Annotated in this window: 12 protein-coding genes; 2 read left to right on the forward strand and 10 right to left on the reverse strand. The window is 72.7% G+C overall.

Going from position 1 to position 24,431, the window contains the following annotated elements:
- Positions 1-166: 166 nt before the first annotated feature.
- From ABZ495_RS25290 to pulA, 5 genes are all read right to left on the reverse strand, one after another.
- Positions 167-1,945, reverse strand: a complete 1,779-nt coding sequence (locus ABZ495_RS25290; protein ID WP_359802998.1) for a carbohydrate-binding module family 20 domain-containing protein — start codon at positions 1,943-1,945, stop codon at positions 167-169.
- Between the two features lie 275 nt (positions 1,946-2,220).
- Positions 2,221-2,559 (reverse strand): P-II family nitrogen regulator, encoded by a 339-nt coding sequence (locus tag ABZ495_RS25295; protein WP_329487365.1) that lies wholly within the window; start codon positions 2,557-2,559, stop codon positions 2,221-2,223.
- The gene (locus ABZ495_RS25300; RefSeq protein WP_359838223.1) at positions 2,556-3,878 is read right to left on the reverse strand and encodes an ammonium transporter; all 1,323 of its coding nucleotides are present in this window, start codon (positions 3,876-3,878) and stop codon (positions 2,556-2,558) included. Before ABZ495_RS25300 ends, ABZ495_RS25295 begins: the two co-directional genes overlap by 4 nt.
- A gap of 285 nt (positions 3,879-4,163) precedes the next feature.
- A complete protein-coding gene (locus tag ABZ495_RS25305; RefSeq protein WP_359838225.1) occupies positions 4,164-6,494 on the reverse strand; it encodes a M4 family metallopeptidase in 2,331 nt (776 codons plus the stop codon).
- Positions 6,495-7,053: 559 nt separating this feature from the next.
- Positions 7,054-12,507, reverse strand: a complete 5,454-nt coding sequence (gene pulA, locus ABZ495_RS25310; protein WP_359838243.1) for a pullulanase-type alpha-1,6-glucosidase — start codon at positions 12,505-12,507, stop codon at positions 7,054-7,056.
- Between the two features lie 392 nt (positions 12,508-12,899).
- On the opposite strand from pulA, the gene ABZ495_RS25315 reads away from it, so the two are divergent.
- The gene (locus ABZ495_RS25315) at positions 12,900-13,868 is read left to right on the forward strand and encodes a phosphatase PAP2 family protein (protein ID WP_359802748.1); all 969 of its coding nucleotides are present in this window, start codon (positions 12,900-12,902) and stop codon (positions 13,866-13,868) included.
- A gap of 145 nt (positions 13,869-14,013) precedes the next feature.
- Here the strand turns inward: ABZ495_RS25315 and ABZ495_RS25320 are convergent, their stop codons facing one another.
- The 3 genes from ABZ495_RS25320 to glnA form a co-directional block, all read right to left on the reverse strand.
- On the reverse strand, positions 14,014-17,031 hold the full coding sequence (locus tag ABZ495_RS25320) for a bifunctional [glutamine synthetase] adenylyltransferase/[glutamine synthetase]-adenylyl-L-tyrosine phosphorylase (protein WP_359802750.1): 3,018 nt from the start codon (positions 17,029-17,031) through the stop codon (positions 14,014-14,016).
- Positions 17,032-17,422: 391 nt separating this feature from the next.
- On the reverse strand, positions 17,423-18,685 hold the full coding sequence (locus ABZ495_RS25325) for a hypothetical protein (RefSeq protein WP_359838227.1): 1,263 nt from the start codon (positions 18,683-18,685) through the stop codon (positions 17,423-17,425).
- Between the two features lie 238 nt (positions 18,686-18,923).
- Positions 18,924-20,285, reverse strand: coding sequence for a type I glutamate--ammonia ligase (gene glnA / locus ABZ495_RS25330; protein WP_329487371.1), 1,362 nt, complete (start codon positions 20,283-20,285; stop codon positions 18,924-18,926).
- 150 nt (positions 20,286-20,435) lie between these two features.
- On the opposite strand from glnA, the gene ABZ495_RS25335 reads away from it, so the two are divergent.
- On the forward strand, positions 20,436-22,190 hold the full coding sequence (locus ABZ495_RS25335; RefSeq protein WP_359838229.1) for an NAD+ synthase: 1,755 nt from the start codon (positions 20,436-20,438) through the stop codon (positions 22,188-22,190).
- A 71-nt stretch (positions 22,191-22,261) separates the two neighbouring features.
- On the opposite strand, the gene ABZ495_RS25340 is transcribed toward ABZ495_RS25335, so the two are convergent.
- A complete protein-coding gene (locus ABZ495_RS25340; RefSeq protein ID WP_359802789.1) occupies positions 22,262-23,452 on the reverse strand; it encodes an endonuclease/exonuclease/phosphatase family protein in 1,191 nt (396 codons plus the stop codon).
- Between the two features lie 262 nt (positions 23,453-23,714).
- Positions 23,715-24,347, reverse strand: a complete 633-nt coding sequence (locus ABZ495_RS25345; RefSeq protein WP_359802790.1) for a TetR/AcrR family transcriptional regulator — start codon at positions 24,345-24,347, stop codon at positions 23,715-23,717.
- Between the last annotated feature and the right edge of the window lie 84 nt (positions 24,348-24,431).

Genomic DNA, 24,431 nt, shown 5'->3' on the forward strand with positions numbered 1-24,431 from the left:
CCGTGATGCTGACAGCGTTCACCCGTACCGGGGCGGCGAAGCGGCGGGATCCACTCGCCCGGGGTAGTTGCCGGGCGGCGCGCTGACGGCCGCCCGGGGAGGGTGGCACGCTGACGGCCGCCGCCCTCCCCGACGCAGGGCGGAGGGTGGCGGCCGTCGGCGCGGGTCAGCCGCGCCAGGTGTCGTTCAGGACCAGGCCGCCGGAGGCCGGCACCGTCGCCGTGCGGTTGGCGCCGGACTCCCAGGTCACGGCCCCGGAGGCGTCCTTGCGGACGTACTTGTACTCGAAGGACGTGCCCGCCGGCATCGTCACGTCCAGCTTCCAGACCGGGTACGCGGCCGAGGAGAGCGGCAGCGCCCGGGCCGGGTCCCAGCCTCCGAGTGCGGCCGTGCCGCCGACCACGAAGATGTTCTGCCCGGGCACGGTGCTCGCGTTGACCGCGAAGGAGGCGCCGCCGCTCACCGGCGTCCCGCCGCCGGAACCGCTGGAACCGCCCGAGCTGCCCGCGCCGCCGGGAGCGCCCACGTACAGCGCCACCGCGTCGCCCGCGCCGACGGTCGCGGTGAAGCGGCCGTCCGGGCCGACGGTGTAGGACGGGCCGCCGCAGCCACCCGCCGCCGGGTCGCCGTGCTGGACGTCGCAGTAGGAGCCGGCCGGCAGCGAGGTCTGGAAGGTCTGGGTGACCGGCCCGCTCTCGCGGTTGATCGCCACGAAGCCCTTGCCGCCGCGCCCGAAGGCGATCGCGTTGTTGCCGTTGGACCACCAGTTGGTGATCCCGGTGCCCGCCACCGCGTTGCGGAAGCCCACCATGTTGGCGACCTGCCGCCAGGCGTGGGTGCAGTTCCAGCCGTCGCTGTAGCAGGCGTTGACGGTGCCGCCGTTGGGCGGGCCGTCGTCGTGGCCGGAGAAGGCGTAGCCGGAGTAGACGTTGGGCGAGCCGTAGGGGTCGGCCAGCATGAAGACGTTGGCCAGGGTGTAGGCGGAGCCGTCCTTGTAGGTCAGCGTGGAGCCGTTGCGCTCGGTGTCCCAGTTGTCGACGAAGGTCCGGGCCTTGTCGCCCGGCAGCAGACCGGAGCCCCAGGAGGCGAGGTCGGCGATCCGGCCGCCCTGGAAGGCGCTCTTCAGCCAGGTGCCGGAGCGGAACTCGTCGACGTCGCCGGTGCCGGTGTACTCGGTGGGCTGGATCGGCTCGCCCGCGCCGTAGATGACCTCCTGCACCCAGTACGCGTTGGGGTTGGCGGTCTTCGCCTTGATCGCGGCGAGGTCGGCGGCGGCGATGTGCTTGGCCGCGTCGATCCGGTAGCCGTCGACGCCGAGCGAGGCCAGGTCGTTCAGGTAGCCGGCGATGGTCTGCTGGACGTAGGAGCTGCCGGTGTTCAGGTCGGAGAGGTTGACCAGTTCGCAGTTCTGCACGTTCGAGCGGTCGGCGTAGTTGCTGATCGCGGTGCGGCAGGAGTGGAAGTCCTGGTCCTGGTAGTACCCGGGGTAGGTGTACTTGCTGTAGTTGGTTCCACCGGTGCCGGTCCCGGAGCCGGCCGACATGTGGTTGATCACCGAGTCGGCGATCACCTTGACGCCCGCCGCGTGGCAGGTGTCGATCATGCTCTTGAAGGACGCCCGGTCGCCGAGGCGCCCGGCTATCCGGTAGCTCACCGGCTGGTAGGACGTCCACCACTGGCCGCCCTGGATGTGTTCCTGGGGCGGCGAGACCTCGACGAAGCCGTAGCCCTTCGGGCCGAGGGTGTCGGTGCAGGCCTTGGCGACGGAGTCGAAGCGCCACTCGAAGAGGGTGGCCGTGACGTCCTTGCCGTTGCCGGGTGGGGCGGCCTGGGCGGTGGGGGCCGCGCCGAAGGCGGCGGTGAGCGAGAGCGCGAGCGCCGCGGAGGCGGCGAGCGCGCCGGCCGTCCGGGCAGGCCGGCGGACGGGGGCGGTGGTGACCACGATGTCTCCTGGGGGCTGGGGTGGGGCAGCCTGGGGTACCGCGCGTGAAAGGTTGCTGAAACTTGCAGGAAACTTGCAGCGCTGAACCTAAGGTCACACTGAGAGCCCGTCAAGACCTTGGGAACAACGTTCCCGCAGCCCGGGAAACCTCGTATACGACCTTCCACTCGTCGCGCGGCGCGGCGATGCCCCCGCGCGGTCTCGCACGGGGGCATCGCCGTAGTGTCTCCAGGGCAGCTCAGGGCCACTCAGCGCCGCTCAGGACGGCGGGGCGGGCCTCAGACGGCGTCCGGCCCGCGCTCGCCGGTGCGGACCCGGACGACGGTCTCCACCGGCACCGCCCAGACCTTGCCGTCGCCGATCTTCCCGGTCCGGGCGGCCCGGACGATCTCCTCGATCACCTGGTCCGCGTCGGCGTCCTCGACCACCACCTCGATCCGGGCCTTGGGGACCAGGTCGATCCGGTACTCGGCACCCCGGTAGACCTCGGTGTGCCCGTGCTGGCGCCCGTACCCACTGGCCTCGGTGACGGTCAGTCCGTGCACCCCGATGGCCTGCAGGGCGTTCTTGACCTCGTCCAGCTTGAACGGCTTGACGATCGCGGTGATCAGCTTCATGCGGAGGGGGTCCTGTCGGAGGAGTGCGTGAGCACGGTGGTGGCATGGGCGGTCGTACCGTGGCCCAGGACGCCGTGATCGTACGCGGTCTCGGCGTGCACGGCGAGGTCCAGGCCGGTGAGTTCGTGCTCCTCGTCGGCACGGAAGCCCAGCACCCGGTCGACCGCCCGCCCGATCCCGTACGTCATGGCGAACGCGTAGACGGCGACGGCGGCCACCGCGGCCAGCTGCTTGCCGAGTTGGCCGAGGCCGCCGCCGTGCAGCAGCCCGACCGGGCCGCCGGTCATCGCGGCGCTGGCGAAGAGGCCGATCAGCGCGGTGCCGATGACCCCGGCGACGAAGTGCACACCCACCACGTCCAGCGAGTCGTCGAAGCCGAAGCGGAACTTCCAGCTGACCGCGTACGAGCAGACCACGCCCGCCGCCAGCCCGACCACCAGCGCACCGAGCAGGTCGACGCTCCCGCAGGAGGGGGTGATGGCGACCAGGCCGGCCACCGCGCCGGAAGCGGCGCCCAGGGTGGTGGCGTGGCCGTCCCGGCGCTTCTCGACCAGCAGCCAGCCGAGCAGCCCGGTGCAGCCGGCCGCCTGGGTGTTGAGCAGCGCGGACGCGGCCAGGCCGTTGGCGCCCAGCGCCGAGCCCGCGTTGAAGCCGAACCAGCCGAACCAGAGCAGGCCCGCGCCGAGCAGCACCAGGGGCAGGTTGTGCGGGCGCATCGCCTCCTTGCGGAAGCCGATCCGGGGGCCGAGCAGCAGGGCCAGGGCCAGTCCGCTGGCCCCGCAGTTGACCTCGACCACCGTGCCGCCGGCGAAGTCGAGCGCGCCGAGCTTCGACAGGATCCACCCGCCGGGCGCGAACACCCAGTGCGCCACCGGGACGTAGACCAGCAGCGTCCAGACCGCGGTGAAGGCGACCCAGGAACCGAACCGCGCGCGGTCCGCGATGGCGCCGCTGATCAGCGCGGCGGTGATGATCGCGAAGGTCAGCTGGAAGGTGGCGAACAGCACGGTGGGGACGTGGCCGGTGAGCGAGGAGGGGGTGATTCCAGCCATCCCGAGGTGGTCCAGGCCGCCGATCAGCCCCCAGCCGCCGACGTCCGGGCCGAACGCGAGCGAGTAGCCGGCCAGCAGCCAGACCACGGTGACCACGGCGATGGAGACGAAGCTCATCATGATCATGTTGAGCACGCTCTTGGTGCGGACCATGCCGCCGTAGAACAGCGCCAGGCCGGGGGTCATCAGCAGGACGAGTGCGGTACTGGCCAGCAGCCAGGCGGTGTCTCCGGTGTCGAGGCCGGGCGACGGGTCAGCCAGGAACATAGGGGCGTGCCTTCCCACGGGCCCGCGCCAGGGAGGAGCGCGGGTCGGTTGGGAGAGTGTCGCGAGGGCGGATTTCTGGTTGCGGACGGACACGTTTCGCCCGTGTTTCGTGTTGCCCGGCGGTTGCCCCGCGGTTGCCGGTCCGTTTCCGGAAGCTCACGCCCCGTGCCCGCCGGGCGGGCCCCCGGACGGGCCGCCCGCCGCACCCACGACGCAGGGCCCGGCAGCCGTGGCTGCCGGGCCCTGCTCCCTGTCCTACTTGGTTCTACTGACCGCCGGAGCGGGTCAGCTGGTGGCGATCGAGGTGTCGTCGATCACGAAGCTGGTCTGCAGCGAGGCGTCCTCGGTGCCGGCGAACTTCAGGGTGACCGTCTGGCCCGCGTAGGACGAGAGGTCGAAGGTGCGGAGCTGGTAGCCCGCGGCGGCGTCCACGTTCGAGTAGGTCTTCAGCGCGGTGCCGTTGACCGTGACCGCCAGCTTGTCGTACACCGTCGAGCCGGTCTCGGCCGTGTCGATGTGCAGGTAGAAGCTGAGCGAGGCCTTGCAGCCGGCCGGGATGGTCACCGTCTGCGAGAGGTTGTCCGAGTGGGCGGAGCCGTAGCCGTTCAGCCAGGCCTTCCAGGTACCGCCGTGCGCGGCCTGCGAGGCGCTGTTGTCCACGACACCGCTGGAGGCGGTCCACGGGGCGGCGCTGCCGGTCTCGAAGCCGGCGTTGCCGAGCAGCTGCGCCGGGGTGCAGCTGCCGCCGCCGCCGGAGACGGTCCAGGTGAAGCTGGTGGAACCGGTCTTGTTGGCGGCGTCCTTCGCGGTCACGGTCACGTTGTACGTGCCCGCGGTCGTGGCGGTGCCGGTGATCTTGCCGCTGGAGCTGATCGACAGGCCGGTCGGCAGGCCGGTGGCCGTGAAGGTCAGCGGGGCGGTGCCGCCGGTGGCGGCGATCTGCAGGTTGACCGAGCCGTTCAGCGCGGTGCTCTGGTTGCCCGGGCTGGTGACGGTGACGCCACCCGGGTTCGGAGCGGTGCCCACGTTGACGCCCGCCCAGGCGGTGCTGACCGCGTTGAGCTCGGCGCTGCCGGCGCCGTACAGGTCGGTGGCCGCCTTCTCCGTCGCGGTGCGCGCCGCGGCGTAGTTGGTGGTGGAGGTCATGTAGGTGGTCAGCGCGCGGTACCAGACCGCCGCCGCCTTGTCCCGGCCGATGCCGCTGACGGCGATGTTGCCCTGGGTCGGCGAGTTGTAGCTGACGCCGTTGATCACCTTCGCGCCGCTGCCCTCGGACAGCAGGTAGAAGAAGTGGTTGGCGACACCGGACGAGTAGTGGACGTCCTTGTTGCCGACCGTGGAGGACCAGTAGTCGGCCGAGCCGCCGTCCTTGGAGGGCTTGTCCATGTAGCGCAGCGGGGTGCCGTCCCCGTTGATGTTGATCAACTCACCGATCAGGTAGTCGGGGTTGTCGGTCGGGATGTTGGCGTAGAACTCCACCATGGTGCCGAAGATGTCCGAGGTGGCCTCGTTCAGGCCGCCGGACTCACCCGAGTAGTTCAGGTTGGCGGTGGCCGCGGTGACGCCGTGGCTCATCTCGTGGCCCGCGACGTCGAGCTCGGTGAGCGGGTGGGTGTTGCTGTCACCGTCGCCGTAGGTCATGCAGAAGCAGGAGTCGTCCCAGAAGGCGTTCACGTAGTTGTTGCCGTAGTGGACGCGGCTGTAGGCGCCGACACCGTCGTTGCGGATGCCGTTGCGGCCGAAGGTGTTCTTGTAGTAGTCCCAGGTGGCCGCGACGCCGTAGTGGGCGTCGACCGCGGCCGACTCGCTGTTGGCGACGGTGCCGTCGCCCCAGCTGTCGGTCGACTTGGTGTACAGGGTGCCGGTGCCCGAGGTCCCGTGGTTCAGGTTCGTGGTGTACATCCCACCGCGAGCCCCGTCCTTCATCTGGTACGAGGAGCCCGACTGGGTCGTACCGATGGTGACGTTGCCGACGAAGACGCCCTTGCCGGTGCCGGTCTGGATGCCCTCGAACTTCTGGATGACCTGGCCGGAGGTCGCGTCGGTGACCACGTGCAGCTTGCTCGGGGTGCCGTCGGCCTCGGTGGAGGAGACGACCGTCTCCCACGCGAGGCGCGGGCTGTTGTCGGCGGCCCAGACCACCAGGCGGGGCGCGGACTCCAGCGCGGCGCCCGACTCGGCGGCCAGCGCGGCGGACTGCGCGGCCGGCGCGGCCAGCTTCGGCGTGGTGCTCACGCCGGTCAGCGGGGCGGTGCTGGCGCGGTCCACGCCCTTGGTCGCACCCGTGGCGCTCTGGTGCACGACCAGGTCGCCGCCGAGAACCGGAAGGCCGTTCAGCGTGCGCTCGTACCGCAGGTGGCGAGTACCGTCGGCGTCCTGGGAGACGTCCTTGGTGACCAGCTTCTCCTCGCTGCCCAGGCCCAGGGTCTGGGCGAGGGCGGCGGTCTGCCCGGTCGCCGAGGCGATCAGCTGGGCACGGCTCGCCTGCTGGGCGGCGACCGCGGCCGGCGCGTCCGGGGTGGCGGCCTGCGCGATGACGGGGATGCCGGTCACCAGAAGCGCGGTGGAGGCGGCCATGACAACCGCTGCCTTCCGAGCCTGGGTGTAACGGGACATGCGGACTCCTTTTCCGACCGACGCGGGGTGCGCGTGCGGTGGAGAGAACCTGGCCGCAGGGTTGCGGCGCAGTGGGGGCCCCCGCCGCCGGGTGCGCGGCGCGGGTGCGGTTGCGGAGCAAAGACCGAGCAGTTGCTGGCAGGAAGAGGCGCTGAACCTGACCTGGGACAGCCGCACCGGGGGGTGGGGCCCCCTCGTCTGCAGCCGGGGGAATCGTGGCAGTAAACGAGCCGTGAATGACAGATGCATGCCACTGATTGGCCGATTAGCTACCGGGACCGTTCATCCGTCGGACCCCCGTCCGTGTTACAGGCGCGGGAACTACCGACGACGGTTTTCATCGCCACCCGGAAGGTTCGATCACTTCCGGCGGGCACTGACCAGCGCTCAGGGCCCGCTCGGCGTCCGCATGGTGGACCGTGCTGCCGGGCGGATCCGTCACCTCACCTTTCCGGCCGTGCCAACGACGGTTTTCGGCCACCCGCGTGCCGGGCAGCGGCGGGAAATACCACGGCCCCGCGCCGCCCGAGGGCGGTGCGGGGCCGGGTACGGCGGAGCGTCAGTTCTGGACGAAGACCGCCACGGTGCGGCCCGGCACGGTGAAGGTGCCGGTGGCGGCGGCGAAACCGGACTGCCGGACCACCGGATCGGCCCCGCCCGCCTGGACCGGGTGCAGCGCCTGCGCCGTCCCCTTCAGGGCGGCCACGGTCTGGCTCTGCGCGGTGGGCGTGGCGTTGAACACCACGGTGATGCCCTTCTGCGCCCCGGCCAGCCCGGTGCCGTCCAGGTGCAGCGTGATCACCCCGGGCGTCTCGCCGGGCGTGCCGGAGAGCGGGTAGGAGAGCCGCTGCTGGACGGCGGCCAGGGTGGGCAGCGAGAACAGCGGCGAGCCCTGCTTGATCCGCAGGAACTGCTGGTACTGCGCGGTGGTCGCCCGGATGTCGGCGGCCCCCATCGCCAGCTTCGGATCGGCCAGCAGCGACTTGGCGGCCGGCCACATCTGCTTGTTGTCGGCCGCCGTCGGCACGCCGCGGCCCCAGCCGTTGCCCTGCGCCGGGTCCCACTGGATCGCGTTGAACCAGTCGCCCGAGTCGTAGGAGTTGGCGTCCAGCGACTTGGAACGCAGCAGGTCGGTGCCGGCCTGGACGAAGCCCGGCCCCTGGGTGAGCGCGGTCAGCGAGAGCGCGAGCGCCTGCATCCGGGCCCGGTCGGCGGGCGCGGTGGTGGCGGGCAGCTTGTAGGCCAGCGCGTCGAACAGGTCGGTGTTGTCGTGCGCGTCCACGTACTCCACCGCCTCGCCCGGCACGGCCGCGTACCCGGTCGGGGCGCCGTTGTAGTCGACGCCCGCGCCCGTGACGGCCCGGCCCGCGCTGTCGGTGAACGCGTAGCCGGCCAGGTTGCCGGTGAGCGCCACCTTGAGCTGGTCCATCTGCTTGAGCAGCCGGTCCTTCTGCTCCTGCGGCGTGCCGTTGGCCGGCGAACCGTTGGGGTCGGAGTACAGGCCCGAGGCGAAGCCCTGCTGCGGGGCCGAGGAGAGCTGGAAGTTGCCGCCGCGCGCCGCGTCCCGGATCCGGTCGTCGAAGGTGGCGATGCCGGTGCCGGCCATGTTCAGCTGGGTGGCCTGCGCGAAGCGGGCGTCATTGGCCACGACGCCGAAGTTCCAGCCCTCGCCGTAGAGGAAGACGTTCTTCCCGTCGACGCCGTCCGAATCCGGTGTCATCCTGCGCAGTGCGGCCTGCACGTCCAGCATGGTGGACCTGGGATCCAGGCCCATCAGGTCGAAGCGGAAGCCGTCGACCTTGTACTCACGCGCCCAGGTGGTCACCGAGTCCACCACCAGGCGGTTCATCATGGCGTGCTCGGGCGCGGTGTCGGCGCAGCAACTGTCGGTCGTCACCTTGCCGTTGGCGTCGAGCCGCTGGTAGTAGCCGGGGACGACCCGGTCCAGCACCGAGTGCTCGGCCTGGCCGGCGGCGGCGGTGTGGTTGTAGACCACGTCCAGCACCACGCGCAGCCCGGCCTGGTGGATCGCCTGCACCATCTGCCGGAACTGCACCGTCCGGGCGGTGCCCTCCGGGTCGGTGGCGTACGAGCCCTCCGGCACGTTGTAGTGCAGCGGGTCGTAGCCCCAGTTGTAGGCGTCCTCGGCGGCGACGGCCGCCACGCACTCCTGCTGCCGCTCGCTGTCCGCCGCCAGGGCCTTGAGGTCGCAGGCCGGCAGCTTCTGCTGGGCCCGGTTCTCCCGGATGGTGGCGATGTCGAAGGTCGGCAGCAGGTGCACGGTGGTGACGCCGGCCTGGGCCAGCTCCCGCAGGTGCCGCATGCCGGCCGACTGGGACTCGGTGAAGGCCAGGTAGGTGCCGCGCTCGGCGGCCGGCACCGTGCCGTCCTCGACCGAGAAGTCCCGGACGTGCAGCTCCTGGATCTGCTGCTGCGCCGGCGGGACGGCCTTCGGGACGGTGTGGTCGTCCCAGCCCTTGGGCTTCAGCGCCTTGGCGGCGAGGTCGGCGACCAGGCTCCGCCCGGAGTCGGCGGACAGCGCCACCGAGTACGGGTCGGTGACGGTGTTGACCACCAGCTGCTGGACGGACGGCGCCCAGACCTTCACCTGGTACAGGTAGTACTTGCCGTCCAACTCGGCCTTGTCACGGACGAGTTCCCAGACACCGGTCTCGTCGTCCAGCTTCAGCGGGACGGTCTTCGGGGTGCCGCCGGCCGGTCCGTCGAAGAGCTGGACGGAGACCTCCCGCGCGGTCGGCGCCCAGACCGACAGCGCCACCTTGCCGTTGTAGTAGGCCGGTCCGAAGTCCACCCGGCCGGTGCGGCGGGCGTACAGGTCGTCCAGCACGCCGGGGGTCTGCACCCCGGTCGCGGCCAGCGCGGCGCCGCTGGGCAGGTGCTCGGTGAAGAGCAGCTGGCTGCGGAGCGCGGCGGGCACCCGGGCCGCGTCGCGGGCGTCCACGGTGAAGGCCCGGTAGCCGGCCAGGTGCGGGAAGGCGGCCTTCTGGGCGTCGGTCAGCCCGGCGGCGGGGGTCAGCCGGATCCACTGCCCGGCCTTGCTCAGCACGCCCTTCTCGGCGCGGATGCCGCCCTCGGGGTCGTACACCAGTTGGGCGCTGGTGCCGCCGGCCAGTGCGGCGTCGTTGGCGCCGTACCCGGCGGGCACCACGACCGTGCGGGCGTCGATCCACTGGGCCTTGGCGGAGCCGGGGTCCAGCTGCGAGGCGGCGGCGGCGTTCTGCGGGAGCAGGTAGCCCTCCCGGCCGCCCAGGATCCAGACCTCGTGGCCGTTGGCGGCGAGGTCCAGCGACTGGTCGGTCGGCAGGTCCTTGTCGTTGCCCCGGTGCAGGACGTAGCTGAGGCTGGTGGCTCCGGGAGCCAGCGGCACCTCGAAGACGGCGCCGAAGGCGTCTCGGCGGACCGGCAGCAGCGGGTTGCCCCAGTCGGTCGGGGTGGCGGCGCCGGTCCAGTCGTGCAGGCCCCAGCCGGTGTAGTCGCCGTCGGCCCGGTTGTAGTGGATGACGGCGGTGCCGGCGGGCTGGGTGTTGGCGGGCCCGGGGTTCGCCGTCCGGACGGTCGGGTCACCCTCCTTGAGCCAGACCTCGCCGGTCGCGCCGACGTCGAGGTGGCGGTCGGTGTCGACGTCCTTGACGCCGTCCTTCTCGACGACGAAGCCGACGTCCGAGGCCCCCTCCTTCAGCTTCACGTAGGCGAAGGCGCCGTAGGCGTCCCGGCCGGTGAAGCCGTGCCCGGCGGGCCAGGGGGTGGCCTCGCCGTCCGCGAGGTCGCCCCAGGCGTAGAGGTTCCAGCCGTCGTAGTCGCCGTCCTCGCGCTGGTAGTGCACGACGGCGTACGGGCGGGCGGTGGCGCTGGGCGCCGGGGCGGGGACGGGGGTGCCGGTGGTGAAGCTGCCGGTGGCCGAGCGCAGGTGGCCACTGGAGTCCTGGACCACGGCCTTGTAGCGGACCACCGTGCCGGGCTGCACGGCGCCGAGGTCCTGGGTGACCCGGTACGTCCCGTTGTCGGCGGTGCCGAGGGTCCGCCAGGGCGCGTCGCCGATCTGCGCGGCGAAGGTGACCCGGTCGAAGCCGCCGCCGTCGACGTCCGCGCCGACGGTGACGGTGCCGGTGGAGCCGTCGGCCGGGGTCCGCAGCGCGAGCGTCGGCGCGGCCGCGACCGGCGCCAGCTTCCCGGCGGCCTTGAACACCACCGAGGAGAGCGCGGGCACGGTGACGGTGACCGCGCGGTCCGCGCCACTGGTCAGGCGCTCCCCCGCGGCCGGGTAGATCCGGTCGAAGCCCTGGCCGGCCGAGAAGGTGTCCAGGGCGACGGTCTTCGCCTCGGCCGCGTTGTTGACCGCGACCAGGTACTCGACCTGCTGCCCGGCGTCGATCCGGGAGAAGGCGTAGACGCCCGCGCCGTCGGCGGCGTACCGCTCGATCTGGGCGCCGTCGGCGAGGGCCGGGTGGTCCCGGCGCAGCGCGGCCAGCCCGGCGATGCCCCGGTAGAGCTCGCCGTCGCGCCCGTAGCGGTCGGCGGAGCCGGAGGGGCCGCCGAGCACCCGGTCCGTGTTGTAGGAGGGGGTCCGCGAGGCGAAGAGGTCCTGCCGGGCGTCCTTGTCGCCGCCGGCGCCGGTGAAGCCCTGCTCGTCGCCGTAGTAGACGACCGGCTGGCCCCGGGTGAGGAACTGCAGCTCGGAGGCGAGCCGGTCCTTCTTCAGCAGGGTGGCGTCGTCGGCGCCCGGGTTGTCGCCGAGCAGGAAGGACCCGAAGCGGCCCATGTCGTGGTTGCCGAGGAAGGTCGGCAGCTCGTAGGCGTCGGTGTCGGCGGAGGTGTAGCGGTAGTCCTGCCCGTACACGTCGGCGAGGCCGCGGGCCGAGCCGCCCTGCGAGACGTAGGAGCGGGCGGCGCTCTGGAACGGGAAGTCCAGGGTGGCCTGGAGCCGGCCCTTGGTGACGTACGGCGAGGTGACCGCCGGGTCGCTGGAGAGGATCTCGCCGAACATGAAGAACTTCTTGTTGCCCTGCTTGGCGGCGAAGTCCTTGAGCGCGGGCGCCCACTGCTGCCAGAAGGCCATGTTGACGTGCTTGACGGTGTCGATCCGGAAGCCGTCCACGCCGGCGTCCTTGACCCACTGCTGGTAGACCTTCTCGAAGCCCTGGACCACCTTGGGGTTCTGGGTGTCGAGGTCGTCCAGGCCGGAGAAGTCGCCCTCGGTGGCGGACTCGCCGACGAAGGTCGAGTCGCCCCGGTTGTGGTAGAGCGCGGGGTCGTTGAGCCAGGCCGGGGCCTTGGCGGCGGTGTCGGCGGGCTTGCGGAAGACCGGGCTGTAGGGGAACGAGTCCTTGGTCAGCTTCGGCCAGGCGGCCGGGGAGCCGGCGCCCGCGTCGGCGACGGCGGTCTCGTCGACCGGCCGGCCGTCGGCGTCCAGCACCGGGTAGGCCCCGGTGGAGCGGTAGCCGTACTGCTGCTGCGCGTAGTCGATGACGTCGGCGGTGTGGTTGGTGATGACGTCGAAGAAGACCTTGATGCCCTTGGCGTGCGCCTTGGCTATCAGCTCCTTGAGCTGGTCGTTGGTGCCGAAGTGCGGGTCGACCTGGGTGAAGTCGGTGATCCAGTAGCCGTGGTAACCGGCCGAGGCCTGGTCGCCGGCGCCCTGGACGGGCTTGTTCTTGAAGATCGGGGCCATCCAGATCGCGGTGGTGCCGAGGTCCTGGATGTAGTCGAGCCGCTGGAGCAGGCCCGCGAGGTCGCCCCCGTGGTAGAAGCCCTTGTCGGCCGGGTCGAGGCCGTGGTCCAGCCGGCTGCCGGTGATGCCCCCGGTGTCGTTGCCCGGGTCGCCGTTGGCGAAACGGTCCGGCAGGACGAAGTAGAACTGCTCGCGGGAGAGGTCGTGCCGCCCGGCGGTGGCGGCCAGCGCGGCGTCCGAGGGCGGGCCGGGCGGGACCGCGGCGAAGGCCGCGGGAGCCGCGCCGCCCAGGGTGGCGGCGGTCAGCGCGGCGGCCAGCAGCACGGCCGTGCGGCCGGGTCTGCGGATCGGGGTGGTGCTCCGTCGGCGTGTGCGGCGGGGCGGGACATCGGCCACTGAGGGCTCCCTTGCGGGGGTAAGGGTGTCGAGTTGCCAGGACGCTAGCGGTCTGCAATCTGTTTCAGCAAGATGCAGAAAGGGTTTCGGTCCCGGAAATTTCGGCCCCCGGCGTGCCGCTGCCCGCCCCCGATTGCGCCACCCGGGGCACTCGGCGTGAGAATAGGACGTATGCCCGTCCCGCCGGTTCGTACCAGATCCCACAGCACCCCCTACCCCGGTGGGAGCAGTCCCCTAGCCCTCAAGGGGGACAGTCGGTGAAGAATCCACTTCCAGAGGATGAGCAGACGGCTACGGGACGTCTGGCAGACTTCTCGTCCATGGGGGAACCGACCGAGATCCAGCAGACCGGCGCCGAGCGCGCCGCGGCGGCGGCGCACGGTGGCAGTTCCGCAGCGGGCCCGGCCGGCTCCGGCCGGGTGCCCGACGGAGCCACCCGCGTCGCCCAGTCCCGCGCGGCCGCGCTGCGCGGCCGCATCCGTGACCAGCGCCGTTCACCGGCGCGACCGCGGATCTGGTTCGAGCTGGCGCTGATCGGGATCAGCTACTGGGTCTACTCCCTCGTCCGCAACGCCGTCCCGGAACAGGAAGCGATAGCCCAGAAGCACGCGGGCTGGATCTGGGACTTCGAGCAGAGCCTCGGCGTGGCCGTCGAGCGCTCGGTCAACCACGCGGTCGACAAGTTCTCGTGGCTGATCGTCGGGATGAACTACTACTACGCGACGCTGCACTTCATCATCACCATCGGCGTCCTGGTCTGGCTCTACCGGCGCCACCCGGGCCGCTACGCCGCGGCCCGCACGGTGCTGTTCGTCACCACCGGCATCGCCCTGGTCGGCTTCTACTTCTTCCCCCTCGCCCCGCCCCGGCTGATGACGGACGGCGGCTTCATCGACACCCTGAAGGTCCACAACACCTGGGGTTCGATGGCCTCCGGGCCCGCCACGCACGTCTCCAACCAGTACGCGGCGATGCCCTCGATGCACATCGGCTGGTCGCTCTGGTGCGGCCTGGCCATCTTCTTCCTGGCCCGCGCGGCCTGGGTCCGCGCGCTCGGCCTGCTCTACCCGGTGGCCACCCTGGTGGTGATCGTCTCGACCGCCAACCACTTCTGGATGGACGCCGTCGGCGGCGTCGCCTGCCTCACGGTCGGCTTCGTCGTGGCCCGGCTGATCTACCACGTCTGGGTCTACCGCCTGCCGAAGGTCCCGGCCCGGGGGGCGGCGGACGAGCCGATCACGGTGCCCGAGCAGTGGAGCGAGCCCGCGGTGAGCGCCGGACGGCGCTGAGACCGGTACGGCGAAGGGCCCGCGGAGTTTTCCGCGGGCCCTTCGCCGTACCCCGGGCCTTGCCCTTGCCCAGGGCCCCTTCGCCGGACCTCCGGTGGCCGGGGCGCAGCGATCCTCCGGTGGCCGGGGCGCAGCCGGTCGGGGATCAGCCGTAGAACAGCCGCTCCACCACCGCCCGGGCCCGCCGGGTGGTGCGCCGGTAGTCGTCCACCAGCTCGCCGCTGTGCCCGGCGCCGTACCCGAGGTAGCGGGCCACCGCGGCCAGCTCCCGGGCCTCCCCGGGGAAGCTGTCCCCGGGCCGGCCGCGGACCAGCATCACCGCGGAGCGCACCCGGGAGGCCAGCACCCAGGCGGCGTCCAGCACCGCCGCGTCCTCCGCCCCGACCAGCCCGGCCTCGGCGGCGGCGGCCAGCGCGGGCCTGGTCCGGGTGGTCCGCAGCGCCGGCAGCTCGTGCCCGTGCTGGAGCTGGAGGAGCTGGACGGTCCACTCCACGTCGGCCAGTCCGCCCCGGCCGATCTTGGTGTGGGTGGTCGGGTCGGCGCCGCGCGGCAGCCGCTCGGCCTCGATCCGGGCCTTGATCCGGCGGATCTCCACCACGTCCCGCTCCGGCACCCCGGAGCCCGGGTAGCGCAGCGGGTCGATCAGCTGCCGGAACCGCTCCCCCAGCTCCGCGTCCCCCGCCACCGGGTCGGCGCGCAGCAGTGCCTGGCTCTCCCAGGCGTGCGACCAGCGCCGGTAGTACGCCGCGTAGGAGGCGAGGGTGCGCACCAGCGGGCCGTTGCGGCCCTCCGGGCGCAGATCGGCGTCGACCACCAGCGGCGGCTCGGTGGACGGCCCGGAGAGCAGCGTGCGCAGCTCGTGGCAGACCGCCTGGGCGGCCCGGGCGGCGTCCTGGTCGAGCGAACCGAGCAGCGGCTCGTGGACGAAGAGGACGTCCGCGTCGGAGCCGTAGCCGAGTTCGTGTCCGCCGAACCGGCCCATCGCGATCACCGCGATCCGGGTCGGCAGCTCCCCGTGCCGGGCCTCCCAGCCCGCCGTGCAGGCGCGCAGCGCGCCCTGGAGGGTGGCCGCGTTGAGCGCGGTGAGCGCCTCGCCCGCGACGTCCAGGGCCTCGGCCGGGTCGTCACCGAGCCGCCCGAGGACATCGGCGGCGGCGGTCCGGAACAGCTCCCGGCGCCGCACCGAACGGGCGGCGGCGACGGCCGCGGGGGCGGAGTCGGCGCGGCCGACGGCGGCCAGTATCTCCTGCTCCAGGGCGGGCCGGCCGCGCGGCGCCAGGCCCTGCGGGTCGCCCAGCATGGCGACCGCCTCGGGGGCCCGCAGCAGCAGGTCGGGGGCGAGCCGGCCGGCCGAGAGGACCCGGGCCAGCTGCTCGGCGGCGGCGCTCTCGTCGCGCAGCAGCCGCAGGTACCAGGGGGTGCGGCCGAGCGCGTCGGAGACCTGGCGGAAGTTGAGCAGCCCGGCGTCCGGGTCGGCCGAGTCGGCGAACCAGCCCAGCAGCACCGGCAGCAGGGTCCGCTGGATGGCGGCCTTGCGGCTGACGCCGGAGGCCAGCGCGGTCAGGTGGCGCAGCGCGGCGGCCGGGTCGGCGTAGCCGAGCGCCTCCAGCCGGGCCCGGGCGGCGTCCGGGCTCAGCCCGGTCGCACCGGTCGGCAGCTCGGCGACGGCGTCCAGCAGCGGCCGGTAGAACAGCTTCTCGTGCAGCCGGCGGACCTCGACGGCGTGCCGCTTCCACTCCCGCTGGAGGGCGGCGACCGGGTCGGCCCGGGTGTCGTCGTTGATCAGCGGGGCGAGCGAGCGGGCCAGCCGGCGCTGGTCCTCCTCGCCGGTGGGCATCAGATGGGTGCGGCGCAGCCGGTGCAGCTGGATCCGGTGCTCCAGCGAGCGCAGGAAGCGGTAGGCGGTGTCCAGCGAGGCGGCGTCGGCCCGGCCCACGTACCCGCCCCGGGAGAGCGCGCCGAGTGCCTCCAGGGTGTTGCCGCTGCGCAGTGCCGGGTCGGTGCGGCCGTGCACCAGCTGGAGCAGCTGGACGGAGAACTCGACGTCGCGCAGGCCGCCCGGGCCCAGCTTGAGCTGGCGGTCGAGCTCGGTGACGGGGATCGAGTCGATCACCCGGCGGCGCATCTGCTGCACGTCGGTGACGAAGTTCTCCCGGGCGGCTGCCTGCCAGACCATCGGTTCCAGCGCCGCCAGGTAGGCGGCCCCGAGCTCGGCGTCCCCGGCGACCGGACGGGCCTTGAGCAGCGCCTGGAACTCCCAGGTCTTGGCCCAGCGCTGGTAGTAGGCCTGGTGGCTGGCCAGGGTGCGGACCAGCGGGCCGTTGCGGCCCTCGGGGCGCAGGTTGGCGTCCACCGGCCAGATGGTGCCCTCGCCGGTGGTGTCCGCGCAGAGCCGGGTGAGCGCGGCGGCCAGCCGGGTGGCGGCCTTGACCGCCTCCTGCTCCTCGACGCCCTCCCGCGGTTCGGCGACGAAGATGACGTCCACGTCGGAGACGTAGTTGAGTTCGCGCCCGCCGCACTTGCCCATGCCGATGACGGCGAGGCGGCAGGCGCCGGCGGCCTCCGGGTCCTCCTCGGCGGCGATCTCCAGGGCGGTCTGCAGGGTGGCGCCGGCCAGGTCGGCCAGTTCGGCGGCGGTCTGCGCGAGGTCGGTGGTGCCGGTGAGGTCGCGGGCGGCGATGGCCAGCAGGCAGCGGCGGTAGGCGATCCGCAGCGCGTCCGCCGGGCTGACGGCGGCGTCCGCCCGCAGGCCCTCGCGCAGCGCGCGCCGGAAGTCCTCCGGGCCGGGGTGCATGTCGCGCAGTTCGAAGGTGACCAGGACGTGCCAGTCGTGCGGGTGCCGGGCCAGGTGGTCGGCGAGCGCGGTGGACGCGCCGAGCACGCCGAGCAGCCGGTCGCGCAGCGGCTTGGAGGTGGTGAGGGTGTCGCGCAGGGTGTGCCGCTCGGTCTCGTCGGCGCCCTCCAGCAGCCGGGCCAGGCCGAGCAGGGCGAGGTCCGGGTCGGCCGTGGCGCCGAGCGCGTCCAGCAGCACCGGGTCGTCGGCCAGTCCCTCCAGACCGGGCCCGGCGAGCAGCCGGACGGCCTGCGCCGGGTCGGTGAACCCGCGCCGGACCAGCCTGATCTCCGGCCGGCTCACCCGGCTCCCGGCCCGCTGCTCCTCCATGACCCCTCCATCCGCCCGTTCAGCAGGTTACGCGCCCGCACGGCGCCGCGCCGGGCGCGACCGCGGACCGGTCCCGCCCGGCCACGACCGGGAGCCTCACGGTCGCCCGGCGGACGGGCCCCGCCGCCGAGCGCCTTCACCGGCGCCGGTCGCCCCCGGCGCCGGCAGCCCTCCGGCCGGCAGCACGGACACCGCCGTCCTCTCCTCCTTCGAGGCGGACGGCGGCATCGGCTTCCTGTACGTCGAACGGGTGAAGGCCGGACGCAGAGCGCCGGGCGGCCGCTCACGGCGCACCGCCCTGTCGCCCGCAACGCCCGACCGGGTGCCCCGCCGGACGGTCACGCTGTCCGGCCCCGGCGCACTGTCCGGCAGCCCGCGGGGACGGACCCGATCATGCGCGCCGTCGGCCGAGCCGCATCGCCGCCACACCCGCCGCGAGGAAAGCGGCCGAGAGGCCGATCAGGATCGGCGTCCCCCGGGAGCCCGTCTCGGCCAGCTCCCCGTGGGGGTGTTCGGCCGGGTGGTGCTCGCCCGCACCGTGCTGGCCGGACGCGTACCCCCCGCCCGAACCGTAGTGCCCGCCCCCGCCGTGCCCGGTCTGCTCGCCGTGCTCGCCGTGCTCTCCGTGCTCGCCGCCGCCGTGGTGAGCCGACTTGCCCGGCGCCTGGCCCTTGGCGACGAGGGTCGCCTTGTTCAGGTTGTGCGAGGCCTGGTGGTTGGACTGGCTCTGCTGGTTGGAGAGGTTGTTGGCCTGCGAGGCCGACTGGTTGTTCTGCGCCGAGTTCTGCGCGCTGTTCTGCGCGCTGTTCTGCGCGCTGTTCTGCGCGGAGTTGTTCGAGTTGCTGGCGGCGCTGTTGTTCGCACTGTTGTTGAGGTTGTTCGTGACGACGTTCTGCACGTTGACGGTCACCTGGACGTGCTGGTCCTGACCCTGGTTCTGCGAGCCGCTCTGGCTCTGCCCCTGGTCCTGACCCTGGGCCTGGCCCTGCCCCTGACCCTGCTCGTTGCTCTGGCCCTGGCCCTGGCCCTGGCCCTGCCCCTGGCCCTGACCCTGGCCCTGACCCTCGTGGCCACCGTGGCCCTCGTGGCCGCCATGACCCTCGTGCTCCCCGTGCTCCCCGTGCTCCCCGTGCTCCCCGTGCTCTCCGTGCTCGCAGTCGCAGCCGGCGGGCCCGTGGTCGCCGGGGTGGCCCGGCGCGTTCTCGTCGCAGTGCTCGCCGCCACCGGCTGACGAGCCCTCGGAGCGCACGAGTTCCGACGACTGGGCCGTCGGAGCTCGTTCGCCCTCGGCCCGCCGAGCCGCGTCGCCCTGCTCGACGGCGTCGCCCTCGGCCACCTCCGAGAGGTCGGCGTCCGAGGCCTCGCCGGCCTCGCTGTCCTCACCGTCGCCGTCGTCCGCCCGGTGGGCCGGGCGAAGCCCCGGTGCGGAGTAGACGGTGCTTCGCCCGTCGAAGGTCCAGGTGCTGGTGGTGGAGCCGCTGTCCTCCTCGGCCAGACGCAGGAGGTTGTCGACCCATGCGCCCTGGGCCTCGACCGATTCGGCGGCTGCGCCGTGGTCGACGACGGGCGAGGCGTAGGCCGTGCCGCCGGCGCCCAGGGCGAGGGCGGCCGAGGCCAGTCCGGACAGGACCACGGTGGTGATTCGAGTACGCATGACACTCCAGGATGATCCGCAAAACGGATCTTCTGAATACGCCCCCGCGTCACCTGGTCACGGCTCGCACCGCTGCAGGGTAACCGCATTGGCCCAACGAATTAGCGTGCGCGGGGGACCCCTGCCCGGACGCCCGCACCGCCCGCTCCCGCCGGAGACCGGCGGGAGCGGGCGGACCCGCAGAACGGAACGGGCCTGCTCCGACCGGAGCAGGCCCACTCGCGCGGTTGACGGCCTGTCAGAGCACCTGGAGGTTCTTCCGCAGTTCGAAGGGGGTCACCTCGGAGCGGTACTCCTCCCACTCCTGGCGCTTGTTGCGGAGGAAGAAGTCGAACACGTGCTCGCCGAGGGTCTCGGCGACCAGCTCGCTGCGCTGCATCAGGTCGATGGCCTCACCGAGGTTCTGCGGCATCGGCTGGATGCCGAGGGCGCGGCGCTCCGCGTCGGTGAGCGCCCAGACGTCGTCGTCCGCGCCGGGCGGGAGTTCGAGGCCCTCCTCGATGCCCTTCAGGCCGGCCGCGAGGGTGACGGCGTAGGCGAGGTAGGGGTTGCAGCCGGTGTCCAGCGAGCGGACCTCGATCCGGGTGGAACCCTGCTTGCCGGGCTTGTACATCGGGACACGGATCAGGGCCGAGCGGTTGTTGTGGCCCCAGCAGATGTACGACGGCGCCTCGCCGCCGGCGCCCGCGGTGCGCTGCGAGCCGCCCCAGATCCGCTTGTAGGAGTTGACCCACTGGTTGGTGACGGCGGCCGTCTCGGCGGCGTACTTGAGCAGTCCGGCGATGAAGGAGCGGCCGACCTTGGAGAGCTGGTACTCCGCGCCGGACTCGTGGAACGCGTTGCGGTCCCCCTCGAAGAGCGAGAGGTGGGTGTGCATCCCCGAGCCGGGGTGGTCGGAGAACGGCTTCGGCATGAAGCTGGCGTGCACGCCCTGCTCCAGCGCGACCTCCTTCATGACCAGACGGAAGGTCATGATGTTGTCGGCGGTGGAGAGCGCGTCGGCGTAGCGCAGGTCGATCTCCTGCTGCCCGGGCGCGCCCTCGTGGTGGGAGAACTCCACCGAGATGCCCATCGACTCCAGCATCGTGATCGCCTGGCGGCGGAAGTCGTGCCCCACCCCGCGCGGGGTGTGGTCGAAGTAGCCGGACTGGTCGGCGGGGATCGGCGCGGTGCCGTCGCCGGGCAGGTTCTTCAGCAGGAAGAACTCGATCTCGGGGTGGGTGTAGAAGGTGAACCCGAGCTCGGAGGCCTTCTCCAGGGTGCGCTTGAGCACGAACCGCGGGTCGGCGAAGGACGGGGAGCCGTCCGGCATCAGGATGTCGCAGAACATCCGGGCCGTCCCGGGCGTCTCCGAGCGCCAGGGCAGGATCTGGAAGGTGGTCGGGTCCGGCTTGGCGATCATGTCGGACTCGTAGACGCGGGCGAAGCCCTCGATCGCCGACCCGTCGAAGCCGATGCCCTCCTCGAAGGCCTGCTCCAGCTCCGCCGGCGCCACCGCGACCGACTTCAGGAACCCGAGCACGTCGGTGAACCACAGTCGGACGAAACGGATGTCACGCTCTTCGAGCGTCCGGAGCACGAACTCCTGCTGCTTGCCCATGGGGACAGTCTCACCTCTGCTCTTTACGTTCGTGTTACGCCCGGAAACCACCCGAAAGCGACTGTCCCCATCATGGCGGATCGCGGCCGCCGAGGGCAGTGGCAACCCTCGGACGCGACATCGCGTCAGATCGACGATTAGACTCGCGGCATGCCCCATCTCCGTCTCGCCCTGTGCCAGACCGACCCCTGGGTCGGTGATCTCGACCGCAACGCGGACGAGGTGGTACGCCGGACGGCCCAGGCCGTCGAGGCCGGTGTCCGGCTGATCGCCTTCCCCGAGATGGCCCTGACCGGGTACCCGGTGGAGGACCTCGCCCTGCGCCGCTCCTTCGTCGAGGCCTCCCGGTCCGCGCTGGTCGCCCTGGCCGCGCGGCTGGCCGGCGAGGGGCTGGGCGAGGTGCCGGTCGTGGTCGGCTACCTGGGCCGGTCCGACCAGGCCTCGCCGCGGTTCGGCCGCCCGGCCGGGTCGCCGCAGAACTGCGCCGCGGTGCTGCACCGCGGCGGGGTGGTCACCCGGTTCGCCAAGCACCACCTGCCGAACTACGGGGTGTTCGACGAGTACCGCTGGTTCGTCCCCGGCGACCAGCTGCCGGTGCTGCGGCTGCACGGGGTGGACGTGGCGCTCGCGATCTGCGAGGACATCTGGCAGGACGGCGGCCGGGTGAGCGCCGCCCGCGAGGCCGGGGCCGGCCTGCTGCTGGTGCTCAACGGCTCGCCCTACGAGCGGAACAAGGACGACGCCCGGCTGGAACTGGTCCGGCGGCGCGCCGCCGAGGCGGGCTGCGCGCTGGCCTACGTCAACATGGTCGGCGGCCAGGACGAGCTGGTCTTCGACGGCGACTCGATCGTGGTCGGCGCGGACGGCGGGGTGCTGGGCCGCTCGCCGCAGTTCGCGGAGCACCTGCTCGTCCTCGACCTCGACCTGCCGGCCGCGAGCAGCGACCACACCGACGGGCTGCTGCTCGCCGACGGCCTGCGCCTGGTCCGCCGCGAACTGGGTGGCGAGCCGCTGCCCGCGCCCGCCGCGCCGCTCCGGGCCGAGGTGGCGCCCAGGATCTCGGACGAGGCCGAGATCTGGGCCGCGCTGGTCTCCGGCACCGAGGCGTACGTGCGCAAGAACGGCTTCCGCTCGGTGCTGCTCGGCCTCTCCGGTGGCATCGACTCCGCGCTGGTGGCGGCCATCGCGGTGGACGCGCTGGGGGCCGGGAACGTGCACTGCGTCTCGATGCCGAGCCGGTACTCCTCCCAGCACTCCCGGGACGACGCCGCCGAGCTGGCCCGCCGGACCGGGCTGCACTTGCGGACGGTGTCGATCGCCCCGATGGTCGACGCCTACCTGGCGGCCACCGAGCTGACCGGCCTGGCCGAGGAGAACCTGCAGTCCCGACTGCGCGGCACGCTGCTGATGGCGATCTCCAACCAGGAGGGCCACTTGGTGCTCGCGCCGGGCAACAAGAGCGAGCTGGCGGTCGGCTACTCCACGCTGTACGGCGACTCGGTCGGCGCGTTCGGTCCGATCAAGGACGTCTACAAGTCGCTGGTCCTCCGGCTCGCCCGCTGGCGCAACGAGGAGGCCGCGCGGCGCGGCGAACCGGCGCCGATCCCGGAGCACACCATCGACAAGCCGCCGTCCGCCGAGCTGCGGCCGGACCAGGTGGACACCGACTCGCTGCCCGACTACGACCTGCTGGACACCGTGCTCAGCCGCTACATCGAGGGCGACGAGGGCCGGGACTCGATCGTGGCGGCGGGCTTCGACCCGGCGGTGGTCGACCGGGTGGTGCGGCTGGTCGACACCGCCGAGTACAAGCGCCGGCAGTACCCGCCGGGCCCGAAGATCTCCGCCAAGGGCTTCGGCCGGGACCGCCGGCTGCCGATCACCAACCGCTGGCGCCGGGGCTGATCACCGGCCGGCCGGCGCCGGGGCTGATCACCGGCCGGCCGGCGATCAGCTCCGGTCCCGGCCGCCGGTGGTCACCCCTGGTAGCGGTAGGTGGCCGCGATCGCGAGGTGGTCGCTGCCGTCGTGGCCCAGGGTGCGGGAGTCGGTGGGCTTCAGACCGCCCTTGCTCATGATCTGGTCGATCCGGGCCATCGGGAAGGACGCCGGCCAGCTGAAGCCGAAGCCGTCACCGGCCGCGCCCTGGGCCGAGCGCATCTGCGAGGTGACCGGCGCCAGGCTGCGGTCGTTCATGGTGCCGTTGAGGTCACCGAGCAACAGCACCTTCTTCAGCGACTCGGCCTCGATCGCGTCACCCAGGGCCTGGGCACTGGCGTCCCGCTGGTTGACGGTGAAGCCGCCCTCGGCCTTCAGCCGGACGGACGGCAGGTGCGCGACGTACACCGCGACCGGGCCCTGCGGGGTGCCGACCTGGGCGCGGAAGGCCCTGGTCCAGCCCATCTTGATGTCCACCACCGAGACGCCGCTGATCGGGTACTTCGACCAGAGCCCGACCGTGCCCTCCACCGCGTGGTACGGGTAGCTGTCGGCCAGCCCGGTCTCGTAGGCGCGCAGCGGCCGGCCGGCCAGCTCCTGGAGCGCGACGATCTGGGCGCCCGAGTCCTTGAGCAGCTGCACCGTGCGCTGCGGATCGGTGTTGGCGGCGGCCACGTTGTGGCTGACCACCGTCCAGTCCCCGGCGCCGCCGCTCTTGTCGCTGAGCAGCCCGCCGAACATGTTGAACCAGATCACCACCGGCAGCAGCAGCGCGATCAGCGCGGTGGCGGAGCGGCGCAGCAGGGCCGGCACCAGCAGGACGGGTACGGCCAGGCCGACCCAGGGCAGGAAGGTCTCCAGCAGGCTGCCGAGATTGCCGACGGTGTTGGGCACCTCGGCGTGGAAGGCCAGCAGGGCGGCGGCGAGCAGGGCGAGGGCGGCGAGGAGCAGGCCGCGCCGCCAGGGGTTGCTGCCCCGGGCGTCCCGGCCCCAGCCGCGCAGGCCGAGGAACCCGGCGCCGGAACCGGACCGGCCGGCACCCCCCGGACCACCGGGCCCGGGACCCCCGAGGCCGGGGCCGGGGCCGGGGCCGCCGAGGTCACCGGCGCCATCGGGGCTACCGGCGCCGTCCGGGCCGGTGCCGGTGCCGGTGCCGGTGCTCCCGACGGTGGCCGGGGCCCCGCCTCCCGCCGCCGGTGCCGTCCGGTCCGTCCAGTCCGCCTGCGCCATCCCGTGGCTCCCGTTCGTTCGTGCCGTCTGCCGGTCCGACGCGCGACCCCGCCGGAGGGCGGGCACGGTGCCGGACTGGTGCCGGTTTGATCGGATTCCCGGCTCAGCCTATGCCGGGACAGACGCGGGCTCCGGGGAGCGGGTTCCGGCGTGGCCCGGTTTGGTGAGCCAGGCCACGCCGGGGAGCCGCACGGAGGCCCCCGGGCAGGTCGGTCGCGGCAGGCCGGTCGCGACGGAGCGCGGCGGGGCGGGGCGGGACGGGTCAGTCGCGGGCGGCCGGGCCGGCCAGGCCCTGGAGCAGCGCGTCGATCATCGTGGTGGCGAGCTCGGGATCGTCGAGGTCGGACTCCTCCCACAGGATGCTGCGGGTGAGGATCGGACCGATCAGCAGGTCGGCGAGGAGTTCCTCGCCGAGGTCGCCCCGGAGCACGCCCTCGGCGACGCCCCGGCGGATCAGGTCGCGCGCCATCGCCCGGCGCGGCCCGATCACCCGTTCCCGGTAGGCCGCGTGCAGCTCGGGCCAGCTGTGCATCTGGCTGAGCGCGGCCTTGAGCACCCAGCGGGAGCGCTTGGCGAGGCCGCGGATGCGCATGTACTCGACCATCGCGATCAGGTCGTCCCGGACGGCGCCGCCGGTGCTCTCCGGGACGGGCGCCTCCAGCCGGCTGACCATGTCGACCAGCAGGGCCTCCTTGTTGGGCCAGCGCCGGTAGATGGTGGCCTTGCCGACGCCGGCGGCGGTGGCGATGCCCTCGATGGTCAGCTCAGCCAGACTGCTGCCGGCCGCCATGAGCTCCTCGACGGCGGTGAAAATGGCCTGCTCGGCCGCCTCGCTGCGCGGGCGGCCCCGCCGCGGGCTCGTGCAGTCCGGCGCGACCGTGGTGTCCGTCTTCATCCCCGCTGGTCTCCCTCGATGGTCGCGGGCGCGCGGCGCCGTTCCAGTACCGATTGTCGTCCGCACTCCGGCCCGGTGGAAGCC

Origin of the sequence: Kitasatospora sp. NPDC005748 (genome assembly GCF_040630735.1) — a bacterium.
In the GTDB taxonomy this organism is placed as follows: Bacteria; Actinomycetota; Actinomycetes; order Streptomycetales; family Streptomycetaceae; genus Kitasatospora.

Bases quoted from the DNA above. Each gene is read 5' to 3' on its own strand.
- ABZ495_RS25295 (WP_329487365.1), bottom strand. From the start codon at position 2,559: ATGAAGCTGATCACCGCGATCGTCAAGCCGTTCAAGCTGGACGAGGTC.
- ABZ495_RS25320 (WP_359802750.1), bottom strand. From the start codon at position 17,031: ATGGAGGAGCAGCGGGCCGGGAGCCGGGTGAGCCGGCCGGAGATCAGG.
- ABZ495_RS25340 (WP_359802789.1), bottom strand. From the start codon at position 23,452: ATGGCGCAGGCGGACTGGACGGACCGGACGGCACCGGCGGCGGGAGGC.
- ABZ495_RS25315 (WP_359802748.1), top strand. From the start codon at position 12,900: ATGGGGGAACCGACCGAGATCCAGCAGACCGGCGCCGAGCGCGCCGCG.
- ABZ495_RS25335 (WP_359838229.1), top strand. From the start codon at position 20,436: ATGCCCCATCTCCGTCTCGCCCTGTGCCAGACCGACCCCTGGGTCGGT.
- ABZ495_RS25325 (WP_359838227.1), bottom strand. From the start codon at position 18,685: ATGCGTACTCGAATCACCACCGTGGTCCTGTCCGGACTGGCCTCGGCC.
- ABZ495_RS25300 (WP_359838223.1), bottom strand. From the start codon at position 3,878: ATGTTCCTGGCTGACCCGTCGCCCGGCCTCGACACCGGAGACACCGCC.
- ABZ495_RS25305 (WP_359838225.1), bottom strand. From the start codon at position 6,494: ATGTCCCGTTACACCCAGGCTCGGAAGGCAGCGGTTGTCATGGCCGCC.
- glnA (WP_329487371.1), bottom strand. From the start codon at position 20,285: ATGGGCAAGCAGCAGGAGTTCGTGCTCCGGACGCTCGAAGAGCGTGAC.
- ABZ495_RS25345 (WP_359802790.1), bottom strand. From the start codon at position 24,347: ATGAAGACGGACACCACGGTCGCGCCGGACTGCACGAGCCCGCGGCGG.